Consider the following 20633-nt stretch of genomic DNA (forward strand, 5'->3'; position numbering starts at 1 on the left):
TGCTCGCGAATGCTATCTATCAGGTGCCGCTGAACTCAGCGTTTGGCGATGATGTACACCGCATGCACGATCCCCGGGATATAACCGCACAGCGTAAGCAGAATGTTCAACCAGAACGCCCCGCCGAACCCGACCTGCAGAAACACACCCAGTGGCGGCAACAGAATGGCGATGATGATACGAATGAAGTCCATGGGTCAGCTCCTGAATGGGGGTTGGCTCACATGAGCCATACAAGCTAATCGACCTGCGCCGTTCGTCAGGGTTCAGTGCAAACGCCATTTGATCGCCACCATCGGGCACAAAAAAACGCCCCACGCCAAAAGAATCAGGCGTGAGGCGTGCGTTATACCGCGAGACGGTTCTTGAAATCGGGTAGGAAACTTCAGCTCAGACTGCAATCCCTTTGCGGCATTGCAGTTGCGCGGTGCGCACTCGCGAGAAGGCGCGGGCCAGGCGCAGGAGCATTTCGTCGATGTTGGCCTTGCTGACGCTGAGTGCCGGGGTGAAACGCAGGCAGTTGGTTTGCGGCGCGTTGAGCAGCAGGCCTTCGTGCAAAGCGGCATTGACTACGGCATCAGCGGACTCCTCTGACAGGCTCAGTCCCCAGAACAGCCCTTGCCCGCGCAACTCGCCATGGCCGTAACGGTGCGCCAAGCGAGCGAGTCCCTCTCGCAGGTGCTGGCCGAGGTCTTTGACCTGTTCAAGAAATGCACGATCCTGCACGCTATCGAGGACCACCAGACCGGCCGCTGTCATCAGCGCGTTGCCGTGATGAGTGCCGCCCAGTTCACCGGCGTCAAAACAGCACGCCTTGCCACGGGCCAACAACGCCGCCAGCGGAACGCCGCCACCGAGGCTCTTGCCGAGCACAACGATATCGGCGCGCACGCCGTAGGACTGTTCCGCGAGCAAAGTGCCGCAGCGACCGATACCGGTCTGCACTTCGTCGAGGATCAGCAGAATGCCCAGCTCGCGGCACAGACGCTCGACGCCCTTGAGGTAATGCTCGCTGGCCGGAATCACCCCGGCATCGCTCTGGATCGGTTCGAGCATGATTGCCACGGTTTGCGCATCGACGGCGGCATGTAACGCTGGCAAGTCATTGAACGGCACCGGATCGAAACCCGGCAGCAACGGTGCGAAGCGGTTGTGCAGGTTGCAACTGTCCGACGCGGAAATCGTTGCCAGGCTGCGGCCATGACAACCTTGCTTCGCAACAATGATCCGCGAGGCGCCGCCACGATGCAGTTGGCCCCATTTGCGCGCCAGTTTGATCGCCGCCTCACAGGCCTCGCTGCCGCTGTTGAGCAGGTAAGCCTGATCGCTGGAGGTGCTGGCGCACAGGCGTTCGGCAAGGCTGAGCATGCCGCGGTTGTGCAGATTGAAACCGGGATTGATCAACGCCTGGGCCTGACTGGCGATGGCTTTGACCAGCGCCGAAGGGCTGTGGCCGAGGCTGTTGGCGCCGCCGGCCTGGGAGAAGTCGAGATAAGCGCGGTCGTTGCTGTCCCATAACCAGGAGCCCTGGCCGCGCACGAACACCTGCTGCGGCCGTTCGACACTGGGCATCAGTCGCTCGGCATTCAGGCTATCGCCTGCCTGGGGTGGACCGGCCTCGAAAGCGAGGTCATCGAGACTCGGCGCCTGACGCCGCAGACTGAACAGATTCATTGCAAAAAACCTCGCTTGAGGTTTTTTGCACCGCCTATGCAAACACTGTCGAAGCAAACGCTATTCATCGCGCTCTCTGGCCCTGTAAGCCTTGTGATTGCGGTTAGACTAGGCTCACTGACGGCTTCGGGCCATTTCGATTTACCAGCATTTTCGATAAGCATTACTTATGGATTTCAAACAACTGCGTTATTTCGTCGCGGTCTACGAAGAGGGCCATGTCGGCCGCGCTGCCGAACGCCTGTCAATCTCGCAACCGGCGCTGTCGCAGCAGATTCGCCAGCTCGAACAGAACCTCGACGTCACGCTGTTCGAGCGCAGCAGCAAGCGCCTGCTGCCAACCCTTGCCGCGCACACGCTGTACAACCACGCCCTGCCGCTGCTCGACGGTTTGCAGCGGGCGCGGGAAGCGCTGGGCAACTTCAAGGGGCAGGCCTTGCGTACGCTGGCGATCGGCGTACTGCAAACCGTGCACACCAGCCTCGTGCCGCAAATGCTCGAACGGGTGCGCAAGGCGCAGCCGCATCTTGTGGTGCAGATCTATGAACTGACTGGCCTGGAGATCGAGCGCCGTTTGCTCAACGGCTCGCTGGACATCGGCATCAGCTACCTGCCGCCGCGCCAACCGGGGCTGCATGGCGTGATGTTGTATGAAGATGAACTGACGCTGGTTATCCCGGCGGATCACCCGCTACGTGAATTCAAGAAGGTCTCGATGCGGCAGGCAGCGGAATTGCCGATGTTGCTGCTGGGCGAAGAGTTTCAGATCCGGCAGATCTGGCAGGCTCAGTTGACCAGCCTGGGTAGGCGCCCGCAAGTGCAGGCCGAGCTGAACAATATGCTGGGGATTCTCGACAGTCTGCCGCACACCAGACTGGCGACGGTGCTGCCCGGGCGCTCACAGAGGGAATACGACGAGCAGGATCTGCTGTGGAAGCCGTTGAGCGAACCACGGGTGCCGCTGAAGGTTGGGCTGGTATGCCGCGACGTGCAACGCCAGCAGGCGTCTTTGGCGTTGCTGCGCACATTGCTGGAAGAAGTGATTCAGCGTGAGGACAAACCGCTTAAAGTCGCGCCGCCACTGGATCCGCTGGCCTGATACTTTTCTGCAGGCAAAAGAAAACCCCGCCGAAGCGGGGCTTTGCAGACTGTTTCCCTGACATCCATTTCACTCCGCCACCCTGGCAGAATCCTACGTGTCCGTGTTGTTGCTTTGCGCTTCCTGCGCGACGTCCTTGAGTTGTAGATTAGCTGTGGATCCAATCTACGCCTATGGGAGAACAGCAGCACGTCATGTAAGAGAATGCTTACATGACGTTACATCATCAGAACTGCTCGGCATTCAGCAGGAACAGCGACTCGCTGCCGGCCTTTACCGATGCGCTCAGCGAGTGAATACGCGGCAGCAGACGGGCGAAATAGAAGCGTGCGGTGCCCAGCTTGCTGGCGTAGAAATCGTCCTGGGCTTCTTTGCCCAGCGCGGCTTTCGCCATCAGTGCCCACATGTAGGCATAAGCGGTGTAGCCAAACGCTTGCAAATATTCGACCGAGGCCGCGCCGATTTCGTTCGGATTGGTTTTCGCCCGATCCAGCAGCCACGCCGTCAGCTCGTCGAGGGTGCTGACGGCATCGTTCAGCGGCTTGGTGAATTCGCCGAGGTCAGTGCTGGCGGTCGCGGTGAAGTGGCGAATCTCGTCTGCGAACAGCTTGTAGAACGCACCACCGCTGCCGACGATCTTGCGCCCGACCAGGTCCAGCGCCTGAATGCCGTTGGTGCCTTCGTAGATCTGGGTGATGCGCACGTCACGCACCAGCTGCTCCTGGCCCCACTCGCGGATGTAGCCGTGGCCGCCGAAAATCTGCTGGCCGTGGACGGTGGTTTCCAGACCCAGGTCGGTGAGGAATGCCTTGGCCACCGGGGTCAGCAGCGCGACCAGGTCTTCTGCGCGCTTGCGGGTGGTCGCGTCTTCGCTGAACTTGGCGGTGTCGAGTTGCATCGCCACGTAAGTGGAGAAGGCGCGACCGCCCTCGTTCGAGGCTTTCATGGTCAGCAGCATGCGACGCACGTCCGGGTGAACGATGATCGGGTCGGCAACCTTGTCCTTGTTCTGCGCGCCGGTCGGCGAACGGCTTTGCAGACGATCACGAGCGTATTCAACGGCGTTCTGATACGAACGCTCGCCGCTGGCCAGGCCTTGAATACCGACGCCCAGACGCTCGTAGTTCATCATGGTGAACATTGCGGCCAGGCCCTTGTTCGGCTCGCCGACCAGGTAACCCACGGCTTCGTCGAAGTTCATCACGCAGGTCGCGGACGCCTGGATGCCCATCTTGTGCTCGATCGAGCCGCAGTTCGCCGGGTTGCGTGCGCCCAGACTGCCATCGGCATTGACCATGAACTTCGGCACCAGAAACAGCGAAATGCCTTTCGGGCCGGCCGGTGCGTCGGGCAGTTTCGCCAGCACCAGGTGGATGATGTTCTCGGTCAGGTCGTGCTCACCGCCGGTGATGAAGATCTTGGTGCCGCTGACCTTGTAGGAACCGTCGGCCTGCGGTTCGGCCTTGGTGCGGATGATGCCCAGGTCGGTGCCGGCGTGCGGCTCGGTCAGGCACATGGAACCGGCCCAGATGCCGGCGTACATGTTCGGCAGGTAGGCGGCCTTCAGCTCTTCGCTGGCGTGGGCGTTGATCGACAGGCAGGCACCGGCGGTCAGCATCGGGTACAGACCGAACGACAGACTGGCGGAGTTGACCATTTCTTCGACCTGCGCCGAAACGGCCTTGGGCATGCCCATGCCGCCGTAGGCCGGATCGCCACCGACGCCGACCCAGCCGCCTTCAGCGTAAGTCTGATAGGCCTGTGGGAAACCGGCCGGGGTGCTGACGGCGCCGTCCTTCCAGTGGCAGCCTTCTTCGTCGGCTGCGCGGCTCAGTGGTGCGATACTTTTACTGGTGACCTTGCCGGCTTCTTCGAGAATGGCTTCTACGGTTTCTGCATCGACAGTCTCGGCCAAGGCCGGCAGTTCAGCCCAGAGTTTGGCGACTTCGAATACTTCATTGAGGACGAAGCGCATATCGCGCAGCGGCGCTTTGTAGTCAGCCATGGCAAACCTCGCAAGATCTAAACAGGTGATTCGTGGAAGAGTGTTTTCGTTGAGGCCGAGTGTACCTCAACAACTTTTGCGACACATAGGGTCAACCGGTGACTGATTTGTTATTTTTGGTCACCAGCATTCGGAGATAAAACAAAGCCCGCAATCAGCGGGCTTTTGAGTGATGACGTGTGGCTTGAGTCAGCCAGCGGCGCTGTCCATCCGCACCGCACCGCGACGGTTCTGTCCGAACGCCATGACGCAGTTACGCCCGGCGCCCTTGGCGCTGTACAACGCCTGGTCGGCGGACTTGAGGACTTCTTCCGGGGTGCGTTGCTCGACGCGTTCGGCGACGCCGATACTGACCGTCACCGAGACACTGGAAGCACCGCTGCCGCTACGACGCTGGCGACCTTGCTGATCGTCCTGCGGGCGGTTCTCCTGATTGCGCAACTGGATGTTGTAGGAGGCAATCGACTCGCGAATCACCTCCAGGTGCGGCATGCACTCCTCGAGGGTTTTGCCCGCAAACACCAAGGCGAATTCCTCACCACCATAGCGATACGCCCTACCACCACCGCTGATTTTCGACAGTTTGCTGGCGACCAGCCGCAGCACTTGATCACCGACATCATGACCGTGGGTGTCGTTGAATTTCTTGAAGTGATCGACGTCGCTCATCGCCAGCACATAGTTGCGCCCCAGGCGCTGCATGCGTTCATTGAGCGCACGACGCCCCGGCAGACCGGTGAGTTCATCGCGGAAAGCCATTTGGTAGGCCTCATGCGCCACGGCAGCAGCAACCATCAGCATCACCTGACTGCACATGATGTTCAGGGTGAACGGCAAGATGAAGGTTTTCGGCAGCATCCAGAACAAACCGAGCAAGCCGACCAGTTGCGCCGCATGCAGCGGGCGCGGATTGCGCCAGTATTGCCAGGCCAGCAGCAGGAACGCCGAGAGGAATACCGGGTAGGACATCTGGATCAGGCTCATCCAGGCGCCGTGCAGCGCCGGCCAGCGGATTTCCGAGAGCCACATCAGCAGCGCCTGGGGATAACTCTGCTCAAGGCCGAGGGCGACGCTGCCGAAGGCCAACAACACGGCGAACCGCGCGACCATGTCCTGGAACAGATGGGTGCGTTCCTGCCACGCGGCGAACAGCCCGAACAGCAACGGCAACAGCAGACAGACCAGGTGAAACACCACGGCGGCGTCTTCGCGCACCTTGCCATTGTCGCGGTAATAGTCGGTCTGGGTGTCGAGCAAAAAGTAGGCTATGTACACCGTGAGCATCAGAAACAGCTCGCGCTGACGTCGGTAAACCGCACAGTAAGCGCCGCCCAACAGCAGAACCAGAGTGGGCAACACGTTGAACAGCGAAGTGAAGAATACATTGAGGTCTTTGACGTACGCAGCCGCCAACCCCGCGAGCAACAACAGCAGTGAAGGTAGGAAATGGCTGAAACGTACAGCAGAAGAACGCGGCAAGGGTAAAGCTCCGACCCGTCATATCAAAGAGATGGCATTGTGCCTGCAATGTGGCCAGTTAAGCACACACAATGTGATCCAGATCACACGCAGTCTCTTTAACGGCAGAAAACCCGGGTTTCTGAGCGATTCAGCAACAAAAAAAACCGCTGCCCCCCGAAGGAGCAGCGGTTTTCGTCAGACCGCGTTGAGGCTTAGTAGCCCAGTGCGAAGTCTTCTTCTTTCATGTCCATCAGGTTGTTGGCACCCGACAGCATGGTGGCCACGTGGGTACGGGTACGTGGCAGGATGCGCTGGAAGTAGAAGCGCGCGGTTTGCAGCTTGGCGGTGTAGAACGCGGCGTCGCCGGTGCCTTCTGCCAGCTTCTCGGCGGCCAGACGTGCCATGTCGGCCCAGAAGTAGGCCAGGCAGGCGTAACCGGAGTACATCAGGTAGTCCACGGAGGCCGCGCCGACTTCTTCGCGATCTTTCATGGCAGCCATACCGACCTTCATGGTCAGCTCGCCCCATTCCTTGTTCAGTGCAGCCAGCGGTGCAACGAACTCTTTGACGGCTTCGTTGCCTTCGTTGTTCTGGCAGAACTTGTGGACGATCTTGGTGAAGCCTTTCAGGGCCTCTCCTTGAGTCATCAGCACTTTACGGCCCAGCAGGTCGAGTGCCTGGATGCCAGTGGTGCCCTCGTACAGCATCGAAATGCGGCTGTCGCGAACGTTCTGCTCCATGCCCCACTCGGCGATGAAGCCGTGGCCGCCGTAGATCTGCACGCCGTGGTTGGCGGCTTCGAAACCGACTTCGGTCATGAACGCCTTGGCGATCGGCGTCATGAACGCCAGCAGTGCGTCGGCTTTCTTTTTCTCTTCTTCGTCGACGCCATATTTGACGATGTCGACCTGCTTGGCGGTGAAGTACACCATCGCGCGGTTGCCTTCGGCGAAGGCCTTCATGGTCAACAGCATGCGACGTACGTCAGGGTGCACGATGATCGGGTCAGCAGCCTTGTCCGGCGCTTTCGGGCCAGTCAGGGAACGCATTTGCAGACGATCGCGAGCATATTTCAGGCCACCCTGGAAGCCGATCTCGGCGTGGGCCAGACCTTGCAGCGCGGTACCCAGACGTGCGGTGTTCATGAAGGTGAACATGCAGTTCAGGCCTTTGTTCGCCGGGCCGATCAGGAAACCGGTGGCACCGTCGAAGTTCATCACGCAAGTGGCGTTGCCGTGGATGCCCATCTTGTGTTCCAGCGAACCGCAGCTCACTGCGTTGCGCGCACCGATGGTGCCATCGGCGTTCGGCAGGAATTTTGGAACGATGAACAGGGAAATGCCTTTGGTGCCGGCCGGTGCGTCCGGCAGGCGGGCCAGTACGATGTGGACGATGTTGTCGGCCATGTCGTGTTCACCGGCCGAGATGAAGATCTTTGTCCCGGAAACCTTGTAGGAGCCATCCGCCTGAGGCTCGGCCTTGGTGCGCAGCATGCCCAGGTCGGTGCCGCAGTGCGGTTCGGTCAGGCACATGGTGCCGGTCCATTCGCCGGAAACCAGTTTGGTCAAATAGGCTTCTTGCTGCTCAGGGGTACCGTGCTCGGAGATGGTGTTCATCGCGCCGTGCGACAAGCCTGGGTACATGCCCCACGACCAGTTGGCTTCACCGACCATTTCGCTCACAGCCAGACCCAGCGACTCCGGCAGGCCTTGACCGCCGTGCTCGACGTCGTGCGCCAGGCTTGGCCAGCCGCCTTCGACGAATTGCTTGTAGGCCTCTTTAAAGCCAGTCGGGGTTTTCACACCGGACTCGCTCCAGGTGCAGCCTTCGAGGTCGCCCACGCGGTTCAGCGGTGCCAGTACCTGCTCACAAAACTTGGCGCCTTCTTCGAGAATGGCGTCAACCATGTCCGGCGTTGCTTCGGAGCAAGCTGGAAGGCTCTGATAGTGCGCTTCGTAGCCGAGCAGTTCGTCACGAACGAAGCGAATATCACGCAAGGGGGCCTTGTAGTCAGGCATAGCGATAAACCTCTGCTGATGTAACCGGGAATGAACGACCGCGTTGATTTGTTATGACGGTCAAACAGTTGTTTGAAACATACGTTTACGCCGAAATCTTGTCAAGCGCCGATCTTTTGCCGTTCGTCATCACTTTTATCAAACGCCGGACACAGCAAACCGCCCTGGATTGCAAAGCGCCACGGGCAATGAAAAAAGATTAGTTGAGGGAGAAGGACTTACAACGAAAAACGCCGCGACGAGGCGCGGCGTTCAGCAGGCAGGAGACACTTAAAAATCAGGCAAACGTATCGATGATCGTCCCGAGCATTTCATCGGAAGCCTTGGCGACCTTGGTGCCCAGCTCTACCTGAAACTTGCCCTGGGCCATTTCGGCCATGGCGCTGCCCGGATCCATTTGCTGACTGCGGTCGATACCGCGCAGACGATCGACCTGCGCCTCGGAAGACTGGCTGGTGACCGAACGCTCGATGGTGTTGCTGGCGATCTGGCTGGCCGCCTGATCGACACGGTTCTGACCGGTCTGAATCGTGCTCAAACCCGCATAAAAAGCTGTGTTACCGGAGATTTCCATGGGAGTTCTCATCCTTGGCAAGGATCAATGGTTGCCATTGAAGCAGAGGCGCCAGAAAAACACCCGTCAAAAATACTGATGGCACAGTGCCTTGTCATAGCCAAAAACATTAATCCAGCAGATCGAGTTGCAGATGATCAGCCACCGCCTCGGCGCTAAGCGACTTCAGTTTCGGTACCCGCCCCAGACAAGGCGCGGGAATCCGCTCGGCCAGCGTCGCCAGATTCTCTTCCAGACGCGATGTTTTCGGATCAATGATATTCGCCACCCAACCGGCCAGTTGCAGGCCATCGCGGGCAATCGCCTCGGCGGTCAGCAAGGCATGACTGATGCAGCCCAGGCGCACGCCCACCACCAGAATCACCGGCAGCTTCAACGCGATAGCCAGATCCGACAGATTGTCCTGATCGGCCAACGGCACCCGCCAGCCACCCGCCCCTTCGATCAACGTGAAATCGGCATTCAGCGCCAGGATTTCGCGCATCGGCCCCAGCAACGATTGCACAGTCAGCGCGACACCGGCCTCACGCGCTGCCAGATGCGGCGCGATGGCAGGCTCGAATGCCACTGGATTGACCTGTTGATAAGTCAGCGGCACCGAACATTCCGCCAGCAGCGCCAGCGCATCGGCATTCCGTAAACCCTTGGGTGTTACCTCGCAACCGGAAGCGACCGGTTTCCCCGCCGCCGTACTCAGCCCTGCCGAACGCGCAGCATGCAGCAAACCGGCAGCCACGGTGGTCTTGCCGACATCAGTGTCAGTCCCGGTGATGAAATAGGCTGCGCTCATAATGGTTTCTCCAACACGGCGTAGACCACCTGGTAAGTCGCCGGCAATCCCTGTGCCTGACGGAACTGCTCGTAAGCCTCGACCAACCCAAGAATCCGCTCGCGTCCGGTCAAGCCACCTGGCCGACCGGGGTTGAGATTGTGCGCGCCGAGCGCCTTGAGTTCGTGAGTCAGGCTGCGCACATCCGGGTAGTGCAGCACATGCGCCTGATTCTGCAGACTCACGGCCCGCAAGCCGCTGGCGGCACACAACTGCTCATACCGGGCGAATTCGCGGAAGCGGTTGACGTGCACCAGACCATCGACCTGCCGCCAACTGTCGCGCAACTCGTACAAGGTCCCTACACAAAGACTAGCAAACGCGAAAATCCCGCCGGGTCTCAGCACGCGAAAGGCTTCGCTGAGCACCGACTCGAAGTCCGCACACCACTGCACGGCGAGGCTGGAGAAGATCAGCTCGCAGGTGGAATCCTGCAACGGCAGACGCTCCGCATCACCCGCGATGAAATGCTGCGCACCGCCCAATGGCCGTGCGTGGTTGAGCATGCCCTCGGCGATATCCAGTGCCAGACCCTGACCCTCGACAAATCGCTCGGCCAATGCGCGAGTGAAGTAACCGGTGCCGCAGCCCAGATCCAGCCAGGTTGACGGCAAAAAACTCGCCGGCAAACGCTGCAGCAACTGTGAACCGACGTCGCGCTGCAACTCGGCAACGCTGTCGTAGCTGGCCGCCGCACGAGAAAAAGACGCCGCGACCTGGCGCTTGTCAGGCAAGCCGCCAGGCAGCGCAACAAGAGACAAATCAGTCATCACCGCACTCGTGTAGAAAAGCCTGGATCGCACCCGCCACGCCATGGGGGTCTTCCAGAAGAAATGCATGACTGGCCTGTTCGATCAGACCAATTTCGATATCCGGCAACAGGGCGAACAACGCCCCCGCCGCTTCCGCAGGCACCAGGCCGTCCTGCCCGGCGAACAGGTGCAATTGCGGGCCGCGAAACGCCTGCAACGCTTCCCGGGTATCCAGCTGTGCGAGCAATTCCAGCCCGGCCATCAAGATCTCGGACGCCGCATTCGGCGCACCGCCGAGCATCAGCCGCGACATGCCGCGCGGGTCTTGCGCGCCTTGGGCACACAACAACGAGAACCGTTTGAGGGTCATCCGCGGGTCGGTCTGGCAGCTGGCGAGAAATGCATCGAACGTCTCGCCCGGCATCGCACTCGGCCATTGCTCATGGGCGACAAACGAAGGATTGCTCGCCAGTGTCAGCAGCCCGCAACAACGCTCGCCGCGCCGTGCTGCCAATTCAGAGGCAAGCATGCCGCCCATCGACCAACCGCCCAGCCACACGTCCTGAGGAATACGTTCATCGAGTTCGTCGAGCCAGTCCTGCAAGTCGCTGGAATCGAGTTCCGGCAACGGCTCGATCTCGACATGCAGATGCTCGTCAAGCCCTTGCAAAGCGGCGGCCAGAGGCTCCAGCGGCGAAATACCGAGGCCCCAGCCGGGCAGCAGAATCAGGCGATCACGCATGGCTTGGCTCCGGCGGCAGTTGGGCAAAGCAATCGGCCAGTCCTACTAACAATAGCTGCACCTGCGCCTCGCTGTGAGCGGCGGTCAGGGTCACGCGCAGGCGTGCACTTCCTGCCGGGACGGTAGGCGGACGGATTGCCGTGACCATCAAGCCGCGTTCGCGCAGCATCTGCGACAGGCGCACGGCGCGACCGGCATCGCCGATCAGGATCGGCTGGATCGGGGTGAAGCTGTCCATCAGCTGCAGACCGATCTGCTCGGCCCCTCGACGAAATTCGCGGATCAGCAGGTTAAGGTGCTCTCGTCGCCAATGCTCGCTGCGCAGTAATTCCACACTTTTCAGCGTCGCACAGGCCAACGCCGGTGGCTGGCTGGTGGTGTAGATGTAGGGCCGGGCGAACTGGATCAGGCTTTCGATCAGTTCTTCACTGCCGGCGACAAAAGCACCCGCCGTGCCGAACGCCTTGCCGAGGGTGCCGACCAGCACCGGCACATCGTCCTGACTCAAGCCGAAATGCTCGACGATCCCGCCGCCATTGGCGCCGAGCGGGCCGAAGCCATGGGCATCATCAACCATCAGCCACGCGCCTTTGGCCTTGGTTTCCCGGGCCAGCGCTGGCAGATCGGCGAGGTCGCCATCCATGCTGAACACACCATCGGTGACCACCAGCGTATTGCCGGTAGCCTTCTCCAGACGCTTGGCCAGGCTGTCGGCGTCGTTGTGCAGATAACGATTGAAACGCGCGCCGGACAACAGGCCCGCATCGAGCAACGACGCATGATTGAGCCGGTCTTCCAGCACCGTATCGCCCTGCCCGACCAGCGCCGTGACCGCGCCGAGGTTGGCCATATAGCCGGTAGTGAACAGCAACGCACGCGGCCGGCCGGTGAGATCGGCGAGAGCTTCTTCCAGCGCGTGATGTGGGCCGCTATGACCGATCACCAGATGCGACGCTCCGCCGCCCACGCCCCAGCGCTCGGCACCGGCGCGCCAGGCTTCGATCACCTGCGGGTGATTGGCCAGTCCGAGATAGTCGTTGTTGCAGAACGCCAGCAACGGCTGGCCGTCGACCACCACTTCAGGCCCCTGCGGGGACTCGAGCAACGGACGCTGGCGATAGAGATTTTCGGCACGGCGGGCAGCAAGGCGTGCGGCGAGATCGAAAGACATGCAGGCCTCACATCTGAAAAATGACTGTGTAGGAGCTGCCGAAGGCTGCGATCTTTTGATGTTGTTTTTTAAAGACAAGATCAAAAGATCGCAGCCTTCGGCAGCTCCTACATGGAATCCGTAGGGTGATCAGAGCGCAGCGTTATAGAACTGCTCGCTGCTCTTCTGCTCCACCAGCGCCTGCTCGATTGCAGCCTGATGCACTTCATCGGAATGCTCTTCGCGTGCTTCCGGCTGAATGCCAAGGCGCGCGAACAGTTGCATGTCCTTGTCGGCCTGCGGGTTGGCAGTGGTCAGCAGTTTGTCACCGTAGAAAATCGAGTTGGCACCGGCGAAAAACGCCAGGGCCTGCATCTGCTCGTTCATCGCTTCGCGGCCGGCGGACAGGCGCACATGGGATTGCGGCATGAGGATGCGCGCGACAGCGAGCATGCGGATGAAGTCGAACGGGTCGATGTCTTCGGCGTTTTCCAGCGGCGTGCCAGCGACTTTCACCAGCATGTTGATCGGCACCGACTCCGGATGCTCCGGCAGGTTGGCCAACTGGATCAACAGATTGGCGCGATCGTCCAGCGACTCGCCCATGCCGAGGATGCCGCCGGAGCAGATCTTCATCCCCGACTCACGCACGTAGGCCAGGGTTTGCAAACGCTCGCTGTAAGTGCGGGTGGTGATGATGCTGCCGTAGAACTCGGGCGAGGTGTCGAGGTTGTGGTTGTAGTAATCGAGGCCAGCCTTGGCCAGCGCTTCGGTCTGCTCCTGATCGAGACGACCGAGGGTCATGCAGGTTTCCAGGCCCATGGCTTTCACGCCTTCGACCATTTTCAGCACATACGGCATGTCTTTGGCCGACGGGTGCTTCCACGCCGCCCCCATGCAGAAACGGGTCGAGCCGATGGCTTTGGCGCGGGCAGCCTCTTCGAGGACTTTCTGCACTTCCATCAGCTTTTCTTTTTCCAGGCCGGTGTTGTAGTGACCGGACTGCGGGCAGTACTTGCAGTCTTCCGGGCAGGCGCCGGTCTTGATCGACAGCAGCGTGGAAACCTGCACGCGGTTGGCGTTGAAATGTGCGCGGTGCACCGTCTGCGCCTGGAACAGCAAATCGTTGAATGGCTGTACGAAGAGCGCTTTGACTTCGGCTAAAGACCAGTCGTGACGCAGGGTGGCAGAGGTGCTGGCGCTCATGGGCAGTTCCTTGGTTATGCTTGGCTGGCGGCTGCGGGAACGGAATACCCACAGGCGCGACACGGCATATTTAAGGAAGAGTCATGCGCTGTCAACCACGACACGAACAACAGGTTTACATCTGTTTAAAAAACGTACAAACCTGCTTGCTGTGCGATGAACCCGCAGAAGCAGAAGTGCCAATCTGCGTCGCCTGCGAAACCGATCTGCCCTGGCTCGGCGACCACTGTCAGACCTGCGCCTTGCCGCTGACCGGCGCTGGACTGACTTGCGGCGGGTGCCTGCTAGAGCCGCCGGCGTTCGAACAGGTGGTCGTGCCGTGGCGCTATGACTTCCCTGTGGACAGTCTGATTACACGCTTTAAACACAACGCGAAATGGCCGTTTGGTCACCTGCTCGCCAACGTAGCCGGACAATACCTGCAACATCGCTTCGATGAAGGTTTGCCGCGCCCCGACGCGTTGTTGCCGGTGCCACTGGCCAGCAAACGTCTGCGTCAACGTGGGTTCAATCAAGCGGCGATGCTCGGGCGATGGTTGAGCCAACAGCTGGATCTGCCTTTTGAGGAACATGCTCTACGGCGGGTCCACGACACCAGCGCCCAGCAGGATCTCGACGCCAAGGCGCGCAAGCGCAATTTGCGTCACGCCTTCGCTCTGGCCCCTGACGCCGAGGTGAAAGGTCGGCACTTCGCATTGATCGATGACGTGCTGACCACCGGCGCGACCGCCCAGGCTCTCGCTCGATTGCTGAGGGGTGCGGGCGCGGCAAGAGTCGACGTGTATTGCTTGGCGCGCACTCCAAAACCAGGAAATTGAAGTCTGTAGGAGCTGTCGAGTGAAACGAGGCTGCGATCTTTTGAGCTTGATCTTTGAAATCAAAATCAAAAGATCGCAGCGTGCCGCAGCTCCTACATGGATATCGCTCAGTGAACAGGTCGTTGTTCCCACAGGGTTCTGTGTTTGGCTTGACTCATGCGTCGCAAGGCGCCAACTTCACTCCCCACCGCCACAGCAAAAAAGCACCCATCCATGTCCCTGCCCAGCCTGCTCTCCCAGCACATCGTCCGCCGTCCGCAGCGCATCGCCCTGCTGCAACACATTGCCGAACAGGGCTCGATCACCCGCGCCGCAAAAAGCGCCGGCCTGAGTTACAAAGCGGCGTGGGATGCGATCGATGAGCTGAACAACCTGGCGCAGAAACCGCTGGTGGAGCGCGCGGTCGGCGGCAAGGGCGGCGGTGGCGCCAGGTTGTCCAGCGAGGGCGAACGGGTGTTGCGTCTGTATCAAAAGCTGCAGGCCTTGCAGGCACAAGTGCTGGAGGCCGCTGAAGATGCCAGCGATCTGGATCTGCTCGGGCGATTGATGCTCAGAACCAGCGCGCGCAACCAGCTGCACGGCAAAGTCGTGGCTATCGAAGGTCAGGGTCGCAATGACCTGATCCGCCTCGAACTGGCCGAGGGCCTGTGGATCAACGCGCAGATCACCCACGACAGCACCGTGCACCTGGAGCTGCAACCGGGCACCGAAGTGGTGGCACTGATCAAGGCTGGCTGGCTTGAACTGCTGGCCCCGGAGCAAGTTGCAACATCTGGACACAATCTTCTGAGCGGCACCATCGAAGCCATTCTCGATGCCGAGGACGGCCCCAGCGAAGTGCGCATCGCCCTGCCCAACGGCCAGACGCTCTGCGCTCTGGCGGAGCCGCTGCAACTTCGCACCCGCGGGCTGAGTGTCGAGCAACCGGTGCAGGTGCAGTTCTCGCCGTCCAATGTGCTGATCGGCACACCGCTGTAATCAGGCGCTGCAACGAAAGCGTAATCGACGCTCATTAAGGTGGCTGCCAAAACCAAGCAGGGAGCCTGATGTGAGCCTATTAGAAGAAAACCAATCGACTGATCTGGAAAAGATGGTCGGCCTCAGCCGTCGCGGTTTCATCAGCGCCGGTGCACTGTGCGGCGCTGCCATGTTTCTCGGTGGTAACCTGCTCAGCCGCAGCGCGCTGGCCACCGGCATCAGCGCCGGCAACAGCCGCCTGCTCGGTTTCGAGAGCATTCCCGCCGCGACCACCGATGTCATCAGTCTGCCCAAGGGCTACAAGTCCTCGGTGCTGATCAGTTGGGGTCAGCCATTGTACAAGAACGGCCCGGCGTTCGACCCGAGCGGCAATGGCACCGCCGCCGCTCAGGAGGTGCAGTTCGGCGACAACAACGACGGCATGAGCCTGTTCGAATTCCCCGACGACCGAAACCGTGCGTTGATGGCGATCAACAACGAATACACCAACTACCGCTACCTCTACCCGCACGGCGGCATGCCGCAGTCGGCTGAAGACGTGCGCAAGGCGCTGGCCTGCGAAGGTGTGTCAGTGATTGAAGTGCAGCGCAGGAACGGCCAATGGCAGTTCGTCCAGGGCTCGCGTTACAACCGCCGCATCCACGGCAACTCGCCGCTGCGCATCAGTGGTCCGGCGGCTGGTCATGAGCTGATGAAGACGGCCGCCGACAAGCACGGCAAGAAAGTCCTCGGCACCTTCCAGAACTGCGCCAACGGTAAAACCCCGTGGGGCACCTATCTGACCTGCGAAGAAAACTTTACCGACTGCTTCGGCAGCAGCAACGCTCAGCAGCAGTTCGACCCGGCGCAAAAGCGCTACGGCGTGTCGGTCGCCAGCCGCGAGATCAACTGGCACCCGTTCGACCCGCGTTTCGACATGGCCAAGAACCCCAACGAACTCAACCGTCACGGCTGGGTGGTCGAGATCGATCCGTTCGATCCGCAATCGACCCCGGTCAAGCGCACCGCCCTCGGTCGCTTCAAGCATGAAAACGCCGCGCTGGCCGAGACCGATGACGGTCGCGCCGTGGTGTACATGGGCGACGACGAGCGTGGCGAGTTCATCTACAAATTTGTCAGTCGCGACCGCATCAAACATCGCAATGCGAAAGCCAACCGCGACATCCTCGACCACGGCACGCTGTATGTGGCCAAGTTCGACGCCGGTGACGGCAACCCTGATCACCCGAAAGGCCAAGGCCAGTGGATCGAACTGACCCACGGCAAGAACGGCATCGACGCCAGCAGCGGTTTCGCCGATCAGGCCGAAGTGCTGATCCACGCCCGCCTCGCCGCCAGTGTGGTCGGCGCCACGCGCATGGACCGCCCGGAATGGATCGTGGTCAGCCCGAAGGACGGCCAGGTTTATTGCACCCTGACCAACAACGCCAAGCGCGGCGAAGACGGGCAGCCGGTGGGCGGGCCGAACCCGCGCGAGAAGAACGTCTACGGTCAGATCCTGCGCTGGCGCACCGACCGCGATGATCACGCCTCGAAGACTTTCGCCTGGGACCTGTTTGTGGTCGCCGGCAACCCAGGTGTACACGCCGGTACGCCGAAGGGCGGCTCGTCGAACATCACCCCGCAGAACATGTTCAATAGCCCGGACGGGCTGGGCTTCGACAAGGCCGGGCGCTTGTGGATTCTCACCGATGGCGATTCGAGCAACGCCGGTGATTTCGCCGGGATGGGCAACAACCAGATGCTTTGTGCCGATCCCAAGACCGGCGAGATTCGCCGGTTCATGGTCGGGCCGATTGGTTGCGAAGTCACCGGAATCAGCTTCTCGCCGGATCAGAAAACCCTGTTTGTCGGGATTCAGCATCCGGGCGAGAACGGCGGTTCGACCTTCCCCGAGCATCTGCCGAATGGCAAGCCGCGGTCTTCGGTGATGGCGATTACCCGTGAGGATGGCGGGATCGTCGGCGCCTGATAAATCGCTTTCGCGAGCAGGCTCGCTCCCACAGAGGATTGCATTCCAAATGTGGGAGCGAGCCTGCTCGCGAAGAAGTCCAACCAGACACCAACCACCTCCCCCGCTGCCATCTGCGCTACCATGCTGGGCCGGACGCGGCAGCCTGCTGCGCGCAGGAGTCAGCATGGCCCACCCGTTTGAAACCCTCACACCCGATCTCGTACTCGATGCCGTCGAAAGCATCGGGTTTCTCAGTGATGCACGCATTCTCGCGCTCAACAGCTATGAGAACCGCGTCTATCAGGTCGGTATCGAAGACTCCGAACCGCTGATCGCCAAGTTCTACCGTCCGCAGCGCTGGACCAACGCAGCCATCCTCGAAGAACACCAGTTCACCTTCGAACTGGCCGACGTCGAAATCCCGGTGGTGGCGCCGCTGATCCACAACGGCCAGACCCTGCACGAACACGCCGGTTTCCGTTTCACCCTGTTTCCGCGTCGCGGCGGGCGTGCGCCGGAACCGGGCAATCTCGATCAGTTGTATCGCCTCGGCCAGTTGCTCGGGCGGATTCATGCGGTCGGCGCGACCAAGCCGTTCGAACACCGTGAAGCACTCGCCGTGCAGAACTTCGGCCACGCCTCGCTGGCGACGTTGCTTGAAGGCAACTTCATCCCCAAGAGCCTGCTGCCGGCCTACGAGTCAGTGGCCCGCGACCTGCTCAAGCGGGTCGAAGACGTCTACGCCGCCACGCCGCACCAGAACATCCGCATGCACGGTGACTGCCACCCCGGCAACATGATGTGCCGCGATGAAATGTTCCACATCGTCGACCTCGACGACTGCCGCATGGGTCCGGCCGTGCAGGACATCTGGATGATGCTGGCGGGCGACCGTCAGGAATGCCTCGGGCAACTGTCGGAACTGATGGACGGCTACAACGAATTCCACGACTTCGATCCCCGTGAACTGGCGCTGATCGAACCGCTGCGCGCCCTGCGCCTGATGCACTACAGCGCCTGGCTGGCGCGGCGCTGGGACGACCCGGCGTTCCCGCACAGCTTTCCGTGGTTTGGTACGGAACGGTATTGGGGTGATCAGGTGCTGGCGCTGCGTGAACAGCTATCGGCACTCAACGAAGAACCTTTGAAGTTGTTCTGATTCACCAAAATCCTTGTGGGAGCGAGCCTGCTCGCGAATACGGACAGACATTCAACACTGATGTCGACTGAAACGACGCCTTCGCGAGCAGGCTCGCTCCCACAATTATCCGCCGTTCACAATTTCCCGACCATTGCGCTACGGCATTCGTCGACAAATCTCCTTACAATCCCTGCTTTGTCAGCTGCCTAAGCAAGGATTCTGCATGCAAGCCGCCAACCCGCGTCGCGGGTACATTCTGGGCCTGAGCGCCTACATCATCTGGGGCCTGTTCCCGATCTACTTCAAGGCCATCGCCGAAGTCCCCGCAGTCGAGATCATCATTCACCGCGTGTTGTGGTCGGCACTGTTCGGTGCGCTGTTGCTGATGGTGTGGAAGCATCCGGGCTGGTTACGCGAGTTGCTCGACAACCCGAAACGCCTGGCGATCCTGGCCCTGAGCGGCACCCTGATCGCGGCCAACTGGCTGACCTACGTATGGTCGGTGAACAATGGGCGCATGCTCGAAGCCAGCCTCGGTTACTACATCAACCCACTGGTCAACGTGCTGCTGGGGATGCTGATTCTCGGCGAACGCCTGCGGCGCATGCAGTGGATCGCGGTGGGGCTGGCGGCCGTTGGCGTGGCGCAGCAGGTGTGGCAGGTCGGCAGTCTGCCGTGGGTCTCGCTGGTGCTGGCGCTGACCTTCGGCTTTTACGGCTTGATCCGCAAACAGGCGCCGGTCAAGGCCTTGCCGGGGCTGGTGGTGGAAACCTGGATGCTGGTGCCAATTGCCGTGGCCTGGTTGTTGTTCAACCAGACCGCGACCAGCGCGCAACCCGAGTTCTGGACCACCTCGCAAGCCTGGTGGCTGGTCGCGGCGGGGCCGGTGACGCTCATCCCGCTGGTGTGTTTCAACGCTGCCACCCGTCATTTGCCCTACACCACCATCGGTTTCCTCCAGTACACCGCGCCAACCCTGGTACTGCTGCAGGCGGTGCTGCTGTTTGGTGAGCACTTGTCGTCGAGCACGCTGATCGCGTTCATCTTCATTTGGGCCGGTCTGGCCGTTTACAGCGTCGATGCCGTGATCAGTTTGCGTCGGCGCAGCTGATCAAAAAACGCACAAAGCTTTGCAGGCCACGGTTCTCGTGGCCTGCAACGTTCCTTCCCAAGGTTATCCACAGCGTGATCCCCGCCGTTTGTGCGCAAGTCACTGAATGCTGGCGGTTTTTTGATCAGTTTGCTGCAAGCCACGGCCAGCGTGGCGTTGCGCCCGGTCTCTACAGGTTATCCACAGGCAGGTGCATGTAAAAACTGGATAACCCGGGTGGTGCTTAAACGTCTGTGCGTAACACCAGTTCGACCATCAGGTCATCGGCCAGGGTTTCCAGGCGCGATTGCAGCACATCCAGCGACAGGGTCAGCGGCACTGCCAGAATCGCTTCGGCGTGGAACAACGGCTCGCTGCTCATCGGCGCCGGCCGCACTTCGGTCAACAGGCGTTCGAGGTTCACCCCCTGCTCGCTGAGCAAACGGGTGATGTCGCGCACGATGCCGGGGCGGTCATTACCCACCAACTCCATGGCGATCGGTTTCCAGGTGCAGGACTGCTCGATACCACTCTCCGCGATCAGCACGCGAATGCCATGTGCCGACAGCGCTTGTAGGGATTCGACTAATTCGTCGTAAGCCTCCGCCGGTACGCCCACTCGCAGAATCCCGGCGAACTGCCCGGCCATCCGTGACATGCGGCTTTCCAGCCAGTTGCCGCCATGTTCGGCGATGCATTGGGCGATGCGCTCGACCTGCCCGGGCTTGTCCGGGGCAAACACAGTGAGTACGAGATGGTCCATGGCGCCGCCCTCTTGTCATGACTTTTGTTATAGAAAGGCAAGTATAGGCAAGGGTTTGATTCAGCCCAGGCAGCAGACCTGTGTCTTGGTTTTGGATGCAACCTGTGGCGAGGGGATTTATCCCCGATCGGTTGCGCAGCAGCCGTAAACCCTGTCAGCTCGGTCTACCTGTCAGCGCGCAGGGGGCGGCTTCGCCACCCATCGGGGATAAATCCCCTCGCCACAGAGTGTGCACCGCAGGGGGATGCCATAGCAGGCAGAAAGCATTTATGTGTACAACTTTTTATATTTAGCTGGAACAATCCGATGGTTTTTTGAGAACATCCCGTTCCGCGACGTGACCGCAATGCGTCATGAGGTCGCAGAACGACGTTATTAG

Annotated in this window: 18 protein-coding genes; 6 read left to right on the top strand and 12 right to left on the bottom strand. The window is 60.6% G+C overall.

Going from position 1 to position 20633, the window contains the following annotated elements; all coding sequences use genetic code 11:
• Nucleotides 1-35: 35 nt before the first annotated feature.
• A complete protein-coding gene (locus LOY52_RS24590; RefSeq protein ID WP_003228885.1) occupies nucleotides 36-194 on the bottom strand; it encodes a YqaE/Pmp3 family membrane protein in 159 nt (52 codons plus the stop codon).
• A 196-nt stretch (nucleotides 195-390) separates the two neighbouring features.
• Nucleotides 391-1674, bottom strand: coding sequence for an aspartate aminotransferase family protein (locus LOY52_RS24595; protein ID WP_258676760.1), 1284 nt, complete (start codon nucleotides 1672-1674; stop codon nucleotides 391-393).
• 169 nt (nucleotides 1675-1843) lie between these two features.
• On the opposite strand from LOY52_RS24595, the gene LOY52_RS24600 reads away from it, so the two are divergent.
• Nucleotides 1844-2773: a LysR family transcriptional regulator gene (locus LOY52_RS24600; protein WP_258676771.1), complete on the top strand. Its 930-nt coding sequence runs from the start codon at nucleotides 1844-1846 to the stop codon at nucleotides 2771-2773.
• 226 nt (nucleotides 2774-2999) lie between these two features.
• Here the strand turns inward: LOY52_RS24600 and LOY52_RS24605 are convergent, their stop codons facing one another.
• From LOY52_RS24605 to bioB, 9 genes are all read right to left on the bottom strand, one after another.
• A complete protein-coding gene (locus tag LOY52_RS24605; RefSeq protein ID WP_247839891.1) occupies nucleotides 3000-4778 on the bottom strand; it encodes an acyl-CoA dehydrogenase C-terminal domain-containing protein in 1779 nt (592 codons plus the stop codon).
• Between the two features lie 189 nt (nucleotides 4779-4967).
• Nucleotides 4968-6257 carry a GGDEF domain-containing protein gene (locus LOY52_RS24610; RefSeq protein ID WP_003228895.1) on the bottom strand — a complete coding sequence of 430 codons (1290 nt, stop codon included), beginning with the start codon at nucleotides 6255-6257 and terminating at the stop codon, nucleotides 4968-4970.
• Nucleotides 6258-6451: 194 nt separating this feature from the next.
• Nucleotides 6452-8257 (bottom strand): phenylacyl-CoA dehydrogenase, encoded by a 1806-nt coding sequence (locus LOY52_RS24615; protein WP_095137437.1) that lies wholly within the window; start codon nucleotides 8255-8257, stop codon nucleotides 6452-6454.
• A gap of 277 nt (nucleotides 8258-8534) precedes the next feature.
• Complete coding sequence (locus LOY52_RS24620) at nucleotides 8535-8831, bottom strand: pyrroloquinoline quinone biosynthesis protein PqqE (protein ID WP_258676776.1); 297 nt, start codon at nucleotides 8829-8831, stop codon at nucleotides 8535-8537.
• Between the two features lie 109 nt (nucleotides 8832-8940).
• A complete protein-coding gene (gene bioD / locus LOY52_RS24625) occupies nucleotides 8941-9621 on the bottom strand; it encodes a dethiobiotin synthase (RefSeq protein ID WP_258676778.1) in 681 nt (226 codons plus the stop codon).
• Nucleotides 9618-10430 (bottom strand): malonyl-ACP O-methyltransferase BioC, encoded by an 813-nt coding sequence (gene bioC, locus LOY52_RS24630; protein ID WP_258676780.1) that lies wholly within the window; start codon nucleotides 10428-10430, stop codon nucleotides 9618-9620. The genes bioD and bioC overlap by 4 nt, the downstream gene beginning before the upstream one ends.
• The gene (locus LOY52_RS24635; RefSeq protein WP_258676781.1) at nucleotides 10423-11154 is read right to left on the bottom strand and encodes an alpha/beta fold hydrolase; all 732 of its coding nucleotides are present in this window, start codon (nucleotides 11152-11154) and stop codon (nucleotides 10423-10425) included. The genes bioC and LOY52_RS24635 overlap by 8 nt, the downstream gene beginning before the upstream one ends.
• The gene (gene bioF / locus LOY52_RS24640; protein ID WP_258676783.1) at nucleotides 11147-12325 is read right to left on the bottom strand and encodes an 8-amino-7-oxononanoate synthase; all 1179 of its coding nucleotides are present in this window, start codon (nucleotides 12323-12325) and stop codon (nucleotides 11147-11149) included. The genes LOY52_RS24635 and bioF overlap by 8 nt, the downstream gene beginning before the upstream one ends.
• A 129-nt stretch (nucleotides 12326-12454) precedes the next feature.
• Nucleotides 12455-13510 carry a biotin synthase BioB gene (gene bioB / locus LOY52_RS24645; protein ID WP_258676785.1) on the bottom strand — a complete coding sequence of 352 codons (1056 nt, stop codon included), beginning with the start codon at nucleotides 13508-13510 and terminating at the stop codon, nucleotides 12455-12457.
• A gap of 83 nt (nucleotides 13511-13593) precedes the next feature.
• On the opposite strand from bioB, the gene LOY52_RS24650 reads away from it, so the two are divergent.
• From LOY52_RS24650 to rarD, 5 genes are all read left to right on the top strand, one after another.
• A complete protein-coding gene (locus LOY52_RS24650) occupies nucleotides 13594-14328 on the top strand; it encodes a ComF family protein (RefSeq protein WP_258676787.1) in 735 nt (244 codons plus the stop codon).
• Nucleotides 14329-14541: 213 nt separating this feature from the next.
• Complete coding sequence (locus tag LOY52_RS24655) at nucleotides 14542-15306, top strand: TOBE domain-containing protein (RefSeq protein WP_258676790.1); 765 nt, start codon at nucleotides 14542-14544, stop codon at nucleotides 15304-15306.
• Between the two features lie 70 nt (nucleotides 15307-15376).
• Nucleotides 15377-17278 carry a PhoX family phosphatase gene (locus LOY52_RS24660; RefSeq protein ID WP_258676793.1) on the top strand — a complete coding sequence of 634 codons (1902 nt, stop codon included), beginning with the start codon at nucleotides 15377-15379 and terminating at the stop codon, nucleotides 17276-17278.
• Between the two features lie 166 nt (nucleotides 17279-17444).
• A complete protein-coding gene (locus LOY52_RS24665) occupies nucleotides 17445-18419 on the top strand; it encodes a serine/threonine protein kinase (RefSeq protein ID WP_258676795.1) in 975 nt (324 codons plus the stop codon).
• Between the two features lie 205 nt (nucleotides 18420-18624).
• Nucleotides 18625-19512 carry an EamA family transporter RarD gene (gene rarD, locus LOY52_RS24670; protein ID WP_095137447.1) on the top strand — a complete coding sequence of 296 codons (888 nt, stop codon included), beginning with the start codon at nucleotides 18625-18627 and terminating at the stop codon, nucleotides 19510-19512.
• A 223-nt stretch (nucleotides 19513-19735) separates the two neighbouring features.
• On the opposite strand, the gene LOY52_RS24675 is transcribed toward rarD, so the two are convergent.
• The gene (locus LOY52_RS24675) at nucleotides 19736-20254 is read right to left on the bottom strand and encodes a glycine cleavage system protein R (RefSeq protein WP_258676797.1); all 519 of its coding nucleotides are present in this window, start codon (nucleotides 20252-20254) and stop codon (nucleotides 19736-19738) included.
• Between the last annotated feature and the right edge of the window lie 379 nt (nucleotides 20255-20633).

It is taken from the genome of Pseudomonas sp. B21-051, from assembly GCF_024748795.1.
In the GTDB taxonomy this organism is placed as follows: Bacteria; Pseudomonadota; Gammaproteobacteria; order Pseudomonadales; family Pseudomonadaceae; genus Aquipseudomonas; species Aquipseudomonas putida_A.